At 53.8% G+C, this 14,460-nt stretch carries 12 protein-coding genes; 11 read left to right on the top strand and 1 reads right to left on the bottom strand.

Going from position 1 to position 14,460, the window contains the following annotated elements; translation table 11 throughout:
* Position 1 precedes the first annotated feature (1 nt).
* The 7 genes from ABJF76_RS14530 (at position 2) to ABJF76_RS14560 (ending at position 7,871) form a co-directional block, all read left to right on the top strand.
* Positions 2-1,627, top strand: coding sequence for an FG-GAP repeat domain-containing protein (locus ABJF76_RS14530; protein WP_413820816.1), 1,626 nt, complete (start codon positions 2-4; stop codon positions 1,625-1,627).
* A complete protein-coding gene (locus ABJF76_RS14535; RefSeq protein ID WP_413820817.1) occupies positions 1,624-2,034 on the top strand; it encodes a hypothetical protein in 411 nt (136 codons plus the stop codon). Before ABJF76_RS14530 ends, ABJF76_RS14535 begins: the two co-directional genes overlap by 4 nt.
* A gap of 41 nt (positions 2,035-2,075) precedes the next feature.
* Entirely contained in the window at positions 2,076-3,605 is a 1,530-nt protein-coding gene (locus tag ABJF76_RS14540) for a mechanosensitive ion channel domain-containing protein (RefSeq protein WP_413820818.1), read from the top strand.
* A 186-nt stretch (positions 3,606-3,791) separates the two neighbouring features.
* Entirely contained in the window at positions 3,792-4,775 is a 984-nt protein-coding gene (locus ABJF76_RS14545) for a DUF4105 domain-containing protein (RefSeq protein ID WP_413820819.1), read from the top strand.
* A 208-nt stretch (positions 4,776-4,983) separates the two neighbouring features.
* A complete protein-coding gene (locus tag ABJF76_RS14550) occupies positions 4,984-5,346 on the top strand; it encodes a VOC family protein (RefSeq protein ID WP_413820820.1) in 363 nt (120 codons plus the stop codon).
* A gap of 497 nt (positions 5,347-5,843) precedes the next feature.
* Positions 5,844-7,292, top strand: coding sequence for a mannose-1-phosphate guanylyltransferase/mannose-6-phosphate isomerase (locus ABJF76_RS14555; RefSeq protein ID WP_413820821.1), 1,449 nt, complete (start codon positions 5,844-5,846; stop codon positions 7,290-7,292).
* Positions 7,293-7,670: 378 nt separating this feature from the next.
* On the top strand, positions 7,671-7,871 hold the full coding sequence (locus ABJF76_RS14560; RefSeq protein ID WP_413820822.1) for a hypothetical protein: 201 nt from the start codon (positions 7,671-7,673) through the stop codon (positions 7,869-7,871).
* A gap of 24 nt (positions 7,872-7,895) precedes the next feature.
* Here ABJF76_RS14560 and ABJF76_RS14565 read toward each other — a convergent pair whose 3' ends face one another.
* A complete protein-coding gene (locus ABJF76_RS14565; protein ID WP_413822601.1) occupies positions 7,896-8,786 on the bottom strand; it encodes a heparin lyase I family protein in 891 nt (296 codons plus the stop codon).
* Between the two features lie 345 nt (positions 8,787-9,131).
* Between ABJF76_RS14565 and ABJF76_RS14570 the strand changes: the two genes are divergently transcribed.
* Genes ABJF76_RS14570 through ABJF76_RS14585 form a run of 4 tightly spaced genes read left to right on the top strand, consistent with a single transcriptional unit; the run spans position 9,132 to position 14,460 of the window.
* On the top strand, positions 9,132-10,451 hold the full coding sequence (locus tag ABJF76_RS14570; RefSeq protein ID WP_413820824.1) for a nucleotide sugar dehydrogenase: 1,320 nt from the start codon (positions 9,132-9,134) through the stop codon (positions 10,449-10,451).
* Between the two features lie 31 nt (positions 10,452-10,482).
* Positions 10,483-11,961, top strand: coding sequence for a glycosyltransferase (locus ABJF76_RS14575; protein ID WP_413821051.1), 1,479 nt, complete (start codon positions 10,483-10,485; stop codon positions 11,959-11,961).
* Positions 11,962-11,971: 10 nt separating this feature from the next.
* The gene (locus ABJF76_RS14580) at positions 11,972-13,045 is read left to right on the top strand and encodes a hypothetical protein (protein ID WP_413820825.1); all 1,074 of its coding nucleotides are present in this window, start codon (positions 11,972-11,974) and stop codon (positions 13,043-13,045) included.
* Positions 13,042-14,460 carry a mannose-1-phosphate guanylyltransferase gene (locus ABJF76_RS14585; protein ID WP_413820826.1) on the top strand — a complete coding sequence of 473 codons (1,419 nt, stop codon included), beginning with the start codon at positions 13,042-13,044 and terminating at the stop codon, positions 14,458-14,460. The genes ABJF76_RS14580 and ABJF76_RS14585 overlap by 4 nt, the downstream gene beginning before the upstream one ends.

The following is a 14,460-nucleotide window of genomic DNA, read 5'->3' on the forward strand; positions in this document are numbered from 1 at the left end:
TATGCTTAAGAAACTGAAATACATCCCCATGGTTATGGTGTCGCTTGTTGGCACAATGGTTGCCATCATGGCGGCTTATACGCTGAACGATCGTCGCATTGATTACGATGTGGATTTGGGCGACACGATTGTTCCGCAGTTTACCAAAGTCGAAGTGCCGTTTGATCAAATGCATTCCGACGAGACGTCTTTGCCCATGACCGGCAGTGCCGCGATTGATATCGATGGCGACGGCGTCGAAGAATTGTTCATCGGCGGTACGTTCCAACAAGAGAATGGCCTGTTCAAATTTGAAAACGGCGGCTTTGTTGCGATTGAAGGGCAGGCGGGGCTGACAAAACAAGCTGACGGCACGGCCCTTGGCCCCTTTGTGCTGGATCACAACAAGGACGGTCAAGCCGACCTGCTTGTGACGCACCCCGAGGGTATTTGGTTGTACACGAACAACGATGGCAGCTTTACGGCTGAAAAGCTTGATACGCAGATGAACGACAACACAACCGGCATGTCGATTGCTGTGGCTGACGTGAACAGCGACGGGCATTTTGATATGTATGTCGCGGGTTACATCCAGAACGACAAAATCGAAGGCCTGAATATCTTTAACAAAGAAGGCTACGGTGGCACGTCTGAATTGTTCATCAACAATGGCGACAACACCTTTCGCAACGAAACTAAGGAACGCGGGCTGTATTTCCTGCACAACACGTTTCAAACCGCGTTTGGCGACTTTGAAGGGGACGGCGATCTGGATGTGATTACTGCGAATGACACAGGTCACGTGCGCACATACCTCAATGACGGTACAGGCAACTTTACCAATACGGTAAACCCAAACACTGACCTGCCGTCCTATCCAATGGGCATCGGCATGGCCGACATCAACAATGATGGCCTCACGGATTATAGCTTTTCAAACATCGGTTCGACACCGCCAACCTTTATGGTGCGCGGCGACTTGGCAGATGATGAGCCATTGAACCGCAAGTGGATGGCCTTTGAGGCCGATGGCAAGGGTGGTTTTACAGACGAGGGCGCAGCAATCCGTATCGCGGATTACGAATTTGGTTGGGGGCCAAGCCACGAAGACCTGAACCTTGATGGTCGCGAAGACCTGATTGTGTCGCAGAACTTCGTCACCGCACCTTTCCACAAGATTGGAATGCTGCGGTTGCCCGGACGGTTATTCGTGCAAACGGCATCTGGCGAAATGGCCGAGGTCGGCGCAAAAGCTGGCGTTGTGAACCGTCAGTATTCGATTGCGCCGCTGACGGCTGACTTTAACGGCGACGGTCGCCCTGATGTGGTGCACGTCAATATTGCAGGCTATTCGCAGGCCTTCCTAAGTACGGGTGAGACGCCAAATGGGTATCTCAAAATCCGACTGCCTAACGACCTTGGCAGCATCGGTGCAATGGTTGACGTGACGTTGGAAGATGGCACCGTTTTGCATAAACCCTATGTCACGGGTGAAGGTCTTGCGTCTGACAGCAGCCACGTGATCATTGCGGGCTTGGGTACGCAAAAAGCAACTGCGGTCAACGTGCGGTTCATTGACGGCACAGAAGCCACCCAAGAGGGTAGCTTTCGGGATGAAACCGTGACCTTTGCGGGCGCTGGTCAGTGATCTGGGTCAGCCGCCTTTTGCGCGTCGGTGTTTTATTGGCGTGTTTGGCGGTGTTGAGCGGGATCGTTCCGATCTCGCTCACCCACTTTCGGACCGGCAATGCGTGCCCTGATCTGGGGCCAATCCCAGCCTGCTATGTCGTTTCGTTCGCCTATTTGGCGATGGCCATTGCGGTTTCTATCGGCTGGAACCGATTGAAGTGGTTGTTTTTTGTCGGTGCAGTACCTGTCATTCTTTTGGCGGTTGCTGGGACAACTCTTGAACTGTTTGGCAGACCAACTTGCCCACGATCGGACAGCGGTTGGCCGCTTTGCTATACATCGTTGATGATTGGCGCGAGCCTGTTGATCGCCTTCTTGGGTGCCGTCTTGACGGAACAAAAAACGGTGACGTCAGCGCGGGAATGACTAAGGTTCAGTTCTATGGATCGAGATGAGGTTTTCCACGAATGTTAGTTCTGTCTGTCTTTGAGCCGATCCTGGAAAATTCCACTTGGCTGGCTGTTTGCATAATCGTTGCTTTGGGTGTGTGGCTGTTTGGAAAACGCGCGGCTCTGCTTCGACGATTTGTCAGCGCCCACCCTGTCAAATCGGCTTTGGCGGATGTAGTTGCCGCGCCGTTGATGGTTTTGCTGGTCGGAAGCTGTGCCCAAATACTCTTGACGCGTTACGGCCCTGTGGGTGCGAATGGGTACGTTGCTGATCCTGTACTGCTGGTTTTGTTCCTGACCGTTGCGATGTGCTTTGCGCGCTTGGTTGAACTGTTTCTTGTGTCACGCCGCGCGCAGGGCGATGCGTCTTGTTTGCCGGGCTTGCAACGAGGCCTGTTGTTCGCCGGGTTCCTGTTCGCTGGCCTTATGTCGTTTTTATACCTGCAAGGGTATTCAATCACGGGTCTTTCAATTTCGACCGGTGCGGTTGCCGCATTGGTCGCATTTGCGATGCAGCAAACTTTGGGTGATCTGTTTTCAGGTATCGCACTTAGCATTGAACACCCGTTTAAATTGGGTGAACGCATTCGGCTAGCTGACGGATCAGAAGGCAGGGTCGTCGACATCAACTGGCGCGCAACACGGCTTTTGGCGTGGGACAATTCGACCTTAGTTGTGCCCAACAGCGACTTGGCTAAGCAGGGTTTCACGAACCTTCATGGAGCAGACCACCCCTATGCCCCTTGGTACGAGGTTAAAATTCCGGCCGAGGTGGATCCGCGTCTTGCCCGCGCCCTGCTGCTCGAGGCTGCGTTGAAATGTTCCAAAATTCTGAAGTCCCCGCTTCCAGTTGTGCGTCTGACCGACGCGACGACCCTGCCTTACACCTATATGGTTTGGGTGCATTTTCCCAATTACCTTGCGATGTTTGCAGGGCGTGAACAACTGTTTCAGGAAATCCATTACGCGTTGAAAGAGGTCGGCGCCCAAGTTTCGCCCGGCGTTCACGAGTTACACACACGAAAGACCGACACGATGCTGGTCGATCCGCCAACGACATTTTTGGCGCTTAAGATGTTGGACATTTCTAAGTCTCTTTCGGACGAAGAACTTGAACAATTGGCCGAAATGAGCAGTCACAAGACGTTCGAAGCGGGCACCGTTCTTGTTGCAGAAGGCGAGATTTCCAAATCTCTTGATGTGATCCTTCATGGCGTTGTTGAAACGAGCGTTCTATCGGCAACAGGGCCTGCAAGGGTCGTTGATCACCTAAGATCAGGGCAATATTTTGGACTGACTTCGATGCTGATGGACACGCCATCGTTTATGCAATTTACGGCCTCGACGAATGTGACGCTTATTCGGATCGATATCGAGTGCCTACGTCATATTCTGAACGATCGGAGTGACCTTCATGATGAGTTTGCGATCATTATGAAACAACGCATGGACAGTGCCCAAGATGCACGGCTCGAAAATGTCGCGCCAATTAAACGCTTTACGATCAAGGACTTCTTGCGCCGTTTTGAACAATGGAATAGTGAATAAACGGGTCAGTCTTTCGCCGGTCAGGCCGCGACAACAGATGTTCACCCCAATATATCAGTGTGATTTTCTGGGCATTCACACCCTTCTAAAATGGACCGGCCAGAGACCGCTTGTACTACAGTGACCTGTCGATCATGGTTCATCAGTACCCATCCCGCAAATAACCAAACAACCCGGAGTCGTTTTTTGTCGTCAAACTTATCTCGTGTGGGCCGTATCTTGGGGCATGTAGTCTTTACGCTTATCGCCGTTGGGTTTTTCCTTTGGTCTTGGGCGGCGTTTTCTGTCCAACTGTCTGGGATATTTTACTACGTGAGCGTTGTCGCGGTGTTCATTGCTGTGATGGCAGCATTTGTATTGCGACGCCGTGCGCGGCGTTTGGGCTGGGTTGGGCTGGTTGCCATCTTTGCTGTTCTGGGCATTTGGTACCAAGGGTTTGAACCCGCCGAAGATCGCGATTGGGCATTTGATGTCGCGCATGGAGTTCAGCCCCACGTCGATGGGGATCAGATCACACTATCCAAAGTGCGCAATTTCGAATGGACAGATGAAACAAGCGCAAATGAGTCGTGGGAAGATCGAAGCTTTGATATCTCAAAGCTGCAATCGGTGGATATGTTTACGTCCGTTTGGGACCATCCTTCGATTGCGCATCTTCTGGTGAGTTTTGGTTTTTCTGATGGCCAGCGGGTGGTTTTTTCATTGGAGACACGCAAGGAAAGCCATGAAGCGTTCAATCTTTTGGGCGGTTTTTTCCGACAATTCGAACTTATCTTGCTTGCGACGACGGAAGAAGACGCCATAAAATTGCGCACCAATTATCGCCAAGAAGATGTGCGCCGCTACGAGGTCAATCTGAGCCCAGAACAACGGCGTGATTTGTTCATGTCCTATATTCACTTGGGCCAAGACATGCAGGCCGAACCCAAATTCTACAATACGGTCACATCCAATTGCACCACCGAAGCATACCGGATTGCAAAGGTTGTCAAACCCGGCATGAATGCGGATTGGCGGCTTGTGTTATCCGGACATCTTGCCGCGTTTGTGGACGATATGGGCGGCTTTCAAGAGGCCACGCCTATTGAACAACGGATGGAAAAGGCGGCGATTACACCGACAGCTTTGGCCTACACGGGTACTGATTTTTCCGCGGCCATTCGGAACTGATGGGTGCGCCATGAGCTTTTGTTTGGGCGCATGAAGTTGGGAACGGTGTGGAGTGCCTCTTTGAGTTATTAAAAACTAAGCCTTGGGGATATGCGCAAGACGTCAAACAGACGATCTGTAACATTCAAGTGAATTTACCAATTCGGCTTGCTTACAGGGCGACAACCTTCTAGTTGGTAGACATAATCTAGCAAAAAAAGGAAATACCATGATTGGTTATTCAACAATCGGCGTCAAAGACATGACAAAAGCAAAAGCGTTCTACACAGAGCTCTTTGACGCAGAGGTTCAAGTGGACATTGGTCGTTTGGCCATGATCGGCAAATCGACAAGCGCCCCAATGGTCGCCGTGTGTGAACCGTTCGACGGCAACGCTCCGAGCTGCGGCAACGGTGCTATGATTGCTTTTTCGGCGTCCTCCAAAGACGAAGTAAACGCATTCTATAACAAAGCCATTTCTCTTGGCGCGACATCCGAGGGCGAGCCGGGCCAGCGTATCGATGACGTTTTTTACGGGGCCTATGTTCGTGACCTCGATGGGAACAAATTGGCGTTCTATATCTTTGGGTAACTAACCCTAAGTTCGAACACGCAATCGATCAGACCCGCCCACATGCATTGGGGCGGGTCTTTGACTGGAAACAGAGGGGCGTAAGAGCTTTTTCATGTTCCTTGGCGATTTCTTAACCATGACTGTTTGTGCGTTGCTCGCAGCTTAAGCGCGATCCTGAAGCCGACTAAAATCATCAATGCCCAGATGTAATCCGCACTGGCCGGACGCCTATGTAGCTTTTTCGCCTAGGTTACCAATAGGCTTTTTACAGATGCCACCAGCGGATTTTTCTTGCTTAAGACCGCGCAGGGCCAAGCAAGCGGCACGTTCATAAAACCCCATAAAAATTCCCCCCCCAGACAATGAACGCAGCATGGGTAAAAAATTTACCGCTAAGGCCAGCCATTCCCTTTGGTCTTTGCTGGGATTACAGTTCGTAAAAAGGCGGCCTGTAATCAGGTGCCATAGACGTTCATCAGGCTTTGATCAGCCGGAAATTTCAATAAGGTTTACGAATGGCGCCTTTAATACACCCTCTTTTGCTTTGTGGCGGCTCTGGCACACGGCTTTGGCCCTTGTCGCGGAAATCTTATCCGAAGCAATTTGCCAAGTTAACTGGGGAAGAAAGCCTATTTCAGGCCTCGGCCCTTCGGTTGACAGGGGATGGGTTTGCGGCCCCAACGGTCATCGCGGGATCGGATTTCCGCTTTATTGTTCTAGAGCAACTGGCAGGCGTCGAAATCGCGCCCGCCGCGACACTTATTGAACCTCAAGGGCGCAACACGGCGCCCGCAATTCTTGCCGCCGCCCTTGTTCTTGAGGCGCAAAACCCCGGTGCTTTGATGTTGGTCGCGCCATCCGATCATGTGATCCCTGATGCCGAACGCTTTGCCAGTGCCGTTCACGCGGCCGCTGAGGTGGCGCAAATCGGTCAGATCGTAACTTTTGGCATTCGCCCGACACGCGCCGAAACAGGCTATGGTTGGCTGGCTTTGTCGCAAAAACCAGATCCTGATTTCGCGCCAGTCCCGCAGCCGCTTAAGGGGTTTGTAGAAAAACCTGACGCCGCAAGTGCAGCAAAGCTGCTGGCCGGAGGAGAACACCTGTGGAACGCAGGTATCTTCCTGTTTTCGACGACCGTGTTGATCGAAGCCTTTCAAACATTTGAGCCGGAGATGTTGGCTCAGGCGCGTCTTTCAGTTGAGGGGGCCGAGAAAGACCTTGGCTTTACCCGGTTTGAACCGAAGGCGTGGGCCGAACTTGCCGATATTTCGATCGACTATGCGGTGATGGAGAAGGCGACGAACCTGACGGCTGTTCCTTACGGTGGTGAATGGTCCGATTTGGGGGATTGGGGGGCGGTCTGGCGCGATTCAGAGCCAGATGCGCAGGGCGTTGTGACCCGCGGCCCCGCGACGGCTTTGGATTGCGAAGGGACATTGCTGCGCGCCGAAGTTCCAAGCCAGCAATTGGTTGGCATTGGCTTGACGGATATCATCGCAGTGGCGATGCCAGACGCTGTGCTTGTCGCTCACAAGGATCGGGCCCAAGACGTGAAGAAGGTCGTGGCGACGCTTAAGGGAAAAGGCGTTTTGCAGGCCGAAACACTGCCGCGCGATTACCGCCCGTGGGGATGGTACGAAAGCCTTGTCGTGGGCGGGCGCTTTCAGGTGAAACGTATCCATGTCCTTCCCGGCGCGGCGCTGTCTTTGCAAAGCCATCACCATCGTTCGGAACATTGGATTGTGGTTGAAGGCACCGCCAAAGTGACCATCGACGACGAAGTCAAATTGGTCGCCGAGAATGAATCCGTTTATATCCCACTTGGTGCAGTGCACCGGATGGAGAACCCCGGCCGCATGCCTATGGTGCTGATCGAAGTTCAGACGGGCAGTTACTTGGGCGAGGACGACATCACGCGTTACGAGGACGTCTATGCGCGCGGGCAGGGGGCTAAGGGCTAGCTGAATTGCCGGTTTTGGCGGATCGCTATGGCCTCTCGACGGTGGATTGTTTTGCACGTCGCACTGGCTTCATCAGGCGACGGATTGTCACAAAATCCGTGGGTTCGCGAATCGCTTTGCTAAGCGAAAGGGCATAATTGCTGCCTAAGTTGAGGGTGAAAATGTCGCCTTCACAGCACAAAACCGGTCCAAAACCAGTGAAACCGGTCTAAATTTGCCTCAAGTCCGACTAATTCTTGCCACAAAGTGGTTGCGCCGGGTACGAAGCAGGTGGGGGTTTGGGCGTGTCATGTCTGCACATGGGGATGTGTTGGCATGCAGGATAAGGTCGAAAGACGCTGATCTTGCACACGCTTCTGCTTGAAAGGATATGATCTGATGCGCTGCTCAGAAGATCACACGATGAAGACAATCAAAGTGGAACGCGGCTGTGACGCCGAAGCGGGCCTTGCTGCTGGTGGTGTTTTGCGGTTTGAACGCGGGTCCGGCGCCATGACCGGGCAAGCGATGCTTTCGGTCGAGGACGGTGGGCTGGCGCTGCACTATGCAGATGGGTCTTCGGTTCTGATCAAAGACTAAAGTTTGACTGATCAGTTGGACAGGTCACTGTCCAAAGACCACGCGATGACGCACGTCAACTTCGGCGAAGGACGTGCCGCGCCGGAATTCGTCGTAGTACACAATTAGGTGCGGCTTGGCCGCGTCCTGCGTAGAGGCGCGCCATCTTTTGTTAAAGCTGGAAAAAATACCGCGTCGATGATGGGGGTTGGCCGCCGCTTGAAGGCTGGTCTGACTGCTAAGGGGGCCGGCATAGTCGCAGACCTGCTGCCCGTTGATCCAGACCTTTAGATAGCCGTCGTTGCCTGCGCTGAAATTGGTGTTCAGGGTAATGTCGACCCAACTGCCGCGCTGCTCGACCATGTCGAACAGCCGACACACATAACCATCGTTCTGCGCCTTGCCCCATCCATTTGCATTCGCGATATCGGCAAGCTGAACGACAACATCGCCATGGGTCGTGTTCGGACCAACACAGACGGAAGGGTCGCACGCAGCAAAATTGCCTTCGTCCTCGCCAAGCTGGATAAAACGGAAAATCGGGCGATGCTTGCCGCCGACTGTCCATTGCCCAAAGACAAGGCGCAATGAATTGTCTTTGCGAAAGGAAGGGACGGTGGCGTTGTAAAAACTATACCCGTACCAGGTGTCCTGCCCAATTCGGTCGGCAGTGGCATCATCCGTCACGCGAATTTCCGCGCGGGACCGGGGTTCAAGGCAGTCGTTGCCCCCACAATCCCCTTCGCGCAATTCGAACCGTTCAGATGTTTTGCCCGCGCGCACCGGGTCGCCTGCGCTCGCACGACCCGTTTGAAAATTGTGGCTGGCGGGGCTTAACAGTCGAACATATCCATCCGGAGTCGCCTGTAATTTGGGTTCAGAGCGCACGTTCAGACGGCTGGCCGCTTCGGGTGAACACCCGCTCAACAGTGCCATCGCAGCCAGCGCTGCTCATGTTTTGATGACCAGCATCATTGCCTCTTTGCCCCGTCTTACGCGAGAGTTGTGCGGTCCGTTGCCCTATGATCCGTTCCCTGTAAGGTGCGGAAAATGTGGCGAAAACAAGGCGCACACCGTTGTTCGATTATGTAAAGTGAACCACAGTTTGTGGCTCGCGGCAAGTTTGCTACAAGTCGCGTGACCAAATTAACACAAACAACTTTGTATCTCAGGATAAGCGGGATGCCGCACTTGGTGAAAGCACAACCAAAGGCTTAACAAATAATTAATGAAAGGCCGCAGGCACTCAAAAAAAGCGGCACATTATGAGGCAGAGCAGAAATGGCAAAGATTAGCGTCTTTGGCATCGGGTATGTGGGCGTTGTTTCCGCCGCGTGTTTGGCACGTGACGGGCATGATGTGATCGCAGTCGATGTCGATCTTGGAAAAATCAAAGCAATCAACGAGGGCCAAAGCCCCATCGTCGAAGAAGGTATCGACGAGTTGGTGGCCGAAGTCGTCGCTGCGGGCAAGTTGCGCGCAACCGATGATTTCCGTCAGGCAGTGTTGGACACGGATGCGTCCTTTATCTGCGTTGGCACGCCGTCGGCCCCGGATGGGTCGGTTGGCCTGAAATATGTGACCTCAGTTTGTGACAGCATCGGTGCCGCCTTGCGCGACAAACCCACGCATCACGCGGTGGTGGTCCGTTCGACCATTGTGCCCGGATCAACAGTAGATGCCTGCATTCCGGCCCTCGAAGTGGCGTCTGGCAAAAAGGCGGGCGTCGATTTCGGTGTTGGTTATTACCCTGAATTCCTGCGCGAAAGCACGGCAATCGCGGATTATTATGACCCCGGCTTGATCGTCTTTGGGTATATGGACGAAGGCACACGCGACATCTTGCATGGTCTGAACAAAGACCTGCCTTGTGAAATCCATCAGGTGGATATCCGTACGGCCGAGATGGTCAAATACACGTCGAACACATGGCGTGCGGTCAAAGTGACCTTTGCCAACGAGATCGGCAACATCGCCAAAGCCAGCGGCATTGATGGGCAAACCGTCATGGAAATCCTGTGCAGCGACGACAAAATCTCGATGAGCCCGTACTTCATGCGTCCCGGTTTTGCCTTTGGTGGCTCTTGCCTACCTAAGGACGTGCGCGCATTGCGGTATCTGGCCAATTCAACTGGCACGCCGCATCACATGCTAAGCGCCGTGCTTGAAGCCAACGAGGCGCAGATCGCCAAGGCCGAGAAGATGGTCATGGAAAGCGGCACCAAAAAGGTCGGTTTTGTTGGGATTTCCTTTAAACCCGGAACAGATGATCTGCGGGAAAGCCCGCTGATTTCATTGGCTGCGCGTCTGATCGACAAAGGCGTAGATGTGAACATCTATGACCCCTTTGTGCAGGAAGCCTATGATACGGCGACACCGGGTGCAGGACGTGGCAACGAAGAGGTTCCAGATTTGGAAGCCCGCATGGTTGCAGATCTTGACGAGCTGATCGAAAGTTCGGGCACTGTTTTGGTTGGTAACTTCTACCATGAAACGGTGGAACGCCTGAAAACAGCGGCCAAAGAACGCCCCGTGGTTGATTTGACCCGTCTCAATCGCGAGATGACGTCGGACGACCATTATCAGGGCATCTGCTGGTAATCGTGACTGTAAAGGAGCGTTGCCCGTGCTGATGGCATTGACCCATCTGGCGTACTTTTCCGTCGCCCTTCTGCTTGTGTGCGCAGTGCCCCGAGGTTTCCTCGGGGACCTGCAAGGTGCGCAAGGGACGGTGTTGGTTATTGGTACGCTGGGTCTTTGGCGGTACAGTTGGGCTGCGCTTAATTTTACGCGCGCGCTTTACTTCAAGCTCAGAGTCTACCCGCGCTGGCGCAAGGCGCGGGATATACGATTTGCGGGCAGCACGGCCCGGCATCACTGTTACTTTATGGTCACCAGCTACATGGTGGATCAAGATACCACCTTACCGGTCTACCGTTCGATCTTTCGTGCAGCCATGGCGGCACGTGATGGGGCGACGATTGTGGCTTCGGTTGTGGATGGCATGGATGAACGGTTGATCCGCGACATCTATCGCAACATGAAGATCGATCCAAACCACGTCGCGTTAGAGATCGACCGGATCAAGGCCAATGGCAAACGCGACGCGATGAGCCAAGCCTTGCGTATCCTTGCGAGCTTTTCCCCCAATCACAACGACATCCTTGTGTTTGTCGACGGCGATACGTTGGTTCCCGAAGACGTTTGGGCCAGATCTGCGCCAGTATTTATGGATGGCAAAACGGGTGCCCTAACGACCGACGAAGCGGCGATCATCGACACGGAAGGTTTGTTCAAAGACTGGTTCAAGCTGCGTTTCAATCAACGCCAAGTGATGATGTGTTCGATGGGCCTGTCCAATCGTGTGCTGACCTTGACGGGACGGATGAGCGTCTTTCGCGCTGATCTTGCGACAGACCCCAGCTTTGTACGTGCTGTTGGGCAGGATTTCTTGGATCATTGGCGCCTTGGGCGCGTGAACTTTTTGACCGGCGATGACAAATCGACGTGGTATTGGCTGCTCAGCCGCGGTTACGAGACCGCGTATTTGCCCGATGTGCAAAGTCGCAGTTACGAGACACAGCCAAGCGATTCATTCTTTGACAGCTCAAAGACCCTGATGGTGCGTTGGTTTGGAAATATGATGCGCACCAATGGCCGTGCGATCCGCCGCGGCCCGCGCGACATGGGTTTTTTCACGTGGTGGTCTATCCTTGATCAACGTGTTAGTTGTTGGACAACGCTTGTTGGTCCGATTTCAGTGGCAATCGCGGCGGTTTTGGTCACGCCATCTGTGATCCCGCTTTACATCAGCTGGGTCATGCTGACGCGATATATGTTCTGTACATATATTGCTGTTTTTAATCGTGAATGGTTTCCTGTTACCCATCCCTTTATTTTGTACTTTGGCCAAGTGTCGGGTGCGATCATCAAGACATTCGTGTTGTTCAGGTTGGATCGGCAAAAGTGGACTCGGCAAGGGTCGAGTGGCGGATCGGGCAAGGTCATGGCTTTTTATGACCGTTTGAAGATGGCCGAAAGCACAGCCCATCATGGTCTGGCTTATGCGTGGCTGACTTTGGCTATCCTGTTCCTGAATACCTTAGAGTAGGCGCAGCGAAATGAATGACGACAAAAAAAGCACAGCGCCTGCGGCCGCACCCTCACTTCCGATTGGCTTTGGCCTTGAAAACGAGCACCCGCTATTGACGATGCCGTTTTCGATGCGCGTTGGTGGTCAATGGTTTGAAGGCAAACGCGTTTCAGTCACAGAGATCGAGATCGCAGTTCCTAAGGGTGTAATAGCACCGGGGTTCAAAGACCTTGCGACACTAAGCTTCCCGTTCGAAGATTTCGCTATCACGATGATGGCGAAGGTCACGGCAACAGATCGTGGCGACGACGGGACAACGGTCTTGTTGTTCTCTGAACCCACGGGCGCGCACTTGGCGCAACTGCGCTATATTCTGAACAGCTTTATCGCGGGCGACTTGGTCAGCCTTAAGGGGATGATGGCCTATACGGGGCCGACCCAACCTAAAGCGCCAAAGGCCGCTAATCCGACGTCGATGGGCGAACGCGTGCGCTCTGTTGGGGTCGCGATGGCGTCGTTGCTGATTGTTCTCATCGCGGCGTGGGCCGTCTTTTCGCGCTATACCAGTGCCTATGAAATGCACCCTGTCTTCATTGACCGGGCAGGGTTTGCAATGCAGGCCACCGTGGCGGGGCAGGTCACATATCTTAATCCGCAGGCACCTGTGGGCGAAGTCGCCTATACCATCGCGTCAAACACTGGTGATGTGCTTAGTTTTCAAATGCCTCAGGACGGAGAAGTCGTTTTGGGATCAAGTGTGTTTGAAGGCGCGACAGTTCTTCCTTCCGACTTAATTCTGACAATTTTCGAAATTAACCATTCTTTAAGGTTAAGGACATTGATCAGCATCGAAGGGCTGGCGCGGGCTTTGCAAGGGGATCTTGCAACGATCGAATTAAACGATGGGCGAAAATTGCCTGTATCGATCGACGTTCGCGACACCACCCGCGCTGCGGCTCTTCGGGGCGAACTCTTTGTTCCAATTGACCTGACGGTGAAGGGAGACCCCCTCTCGCCGTCCGATGCAAACAAGTCGGCGCGGTTGCGGTTGTCAAAGACACTGCTAGGCGCGATCGGCCTCGGGCAGGAGAACGGGCAATGACACGGATCACACCACTGATCATCTGTGGAGGCAACGGCACACGATTGTGGCCGATTTCACGCAAACACAGCCCAAAGCAGTTTCAGCGCATCGGTGGCCCCGACAGCATGACGTTTTTCCAGGCTGCGGTGCAACGCCACCGTGCCAGTATTTTTACCGATCCGGTCATTGTGACAGGGCGAATTCATCAAGGGACTGTGGCCAAGCAGTTGCAGGATTTGCAGGTCCGTGCACGTGTGATTTGTGAACCGATGGGCCGTAACACTGGCCCCGCCGTTTTGGCCGCTGCCGAAGTGATGTTGGCCGAAGACCCAGACACCATCTTTGTTGTGGTGCCCGCTGATCACGTGATCGACGGCGATCTGGCGACACCCATGGAAAATTGCCTTTCGGCAGCGCAAGCTGGGCATATCGTAACCTTTGGCATTGCGCCGCGTTACCCCGAAACCGGATTTGGCTACATCGTCGATGGTGGTCCATTAGCGGATCATACCGGTGTGCGCAGCGTGGATCGTTTCGTTGAAAAGCCCCCCGTTGGGGATGCAACGGCTTTGATCGAAGCGGGCGATGCCTATTGGGCGTCGGGCATTTCGATGTTCTCGGCCAAAACGATCCGCGATGAATATCACAAGTTTGACCCTCATACGGCTGGCCTTGTGGCAACGTCTGTTGAGAAGGCCGCCTTTGAAGAGGGCGCGTTGCAGTTGGATTCTGGCAGCTTTGGAGAGGCGGCAAGCCTGCCCACTGAGAGTGCTGTGTTCGAACGGACCGACCTGATTGCGATGGCTCCTTTGGATGTCACGTGGGACGATGTTGGCAGTTGGAAAGCGATGTACGGCATTTCCCGCCCCGATGCGGATGGCAATGTGCTGCAGGGCGACGTGATTGCAAAGGATGCCCAAAACACAATGGTGCGCGCAGACAGCCGCCTTGTGTCTGTCGTTGGCCTGTCGGACGTCATCGTGATCGACACGCCGGACGCTTTGTTGGTGGCACGCATGGATCAGACGCAAGACGTCAAAGCCATCGTGGACGAGTTGAAACGCACAAGCCGATCAGAAACCGAACGCCATCAAGAAGCCAAACCAGCCATGGTTCCCATGGTGGACCGCGAAACCGTTTCCGCCTTGGCGCAAAGTGACAACTATCAAGTGGGTGCTGCTGAAATCGCAGTGGGTCGCGCCTTGACCTTGGAATCCGGGGATGCCCGCCAAGCGCTTGTTGTACGTGGACGCGTTCATGCCTCTGGCCCTGCTTGGCAGAAAACAGTGGGAGAGGGCGGCCGTATCTATACCGACCCGGACGGGACGATCACCATCACTAACCTTTCCGATGAACCGGCCGAGTTGTTGTTTGTGACGCTGGCTTCGCCCGATTTCCAGCCCAAGTCGCTGGGTCAGGTCGTGAATGGCTAG

The sequence above is a fragment of the Tateyamaria sp. genome (assembly GCF_039940735.1).
Taxonomy (GTDB): Bacteria; Pseudomonadota; Alphaproteobacteria; order Rhodobacterales; family Rhodobacteraceae; genus Tateyamaria.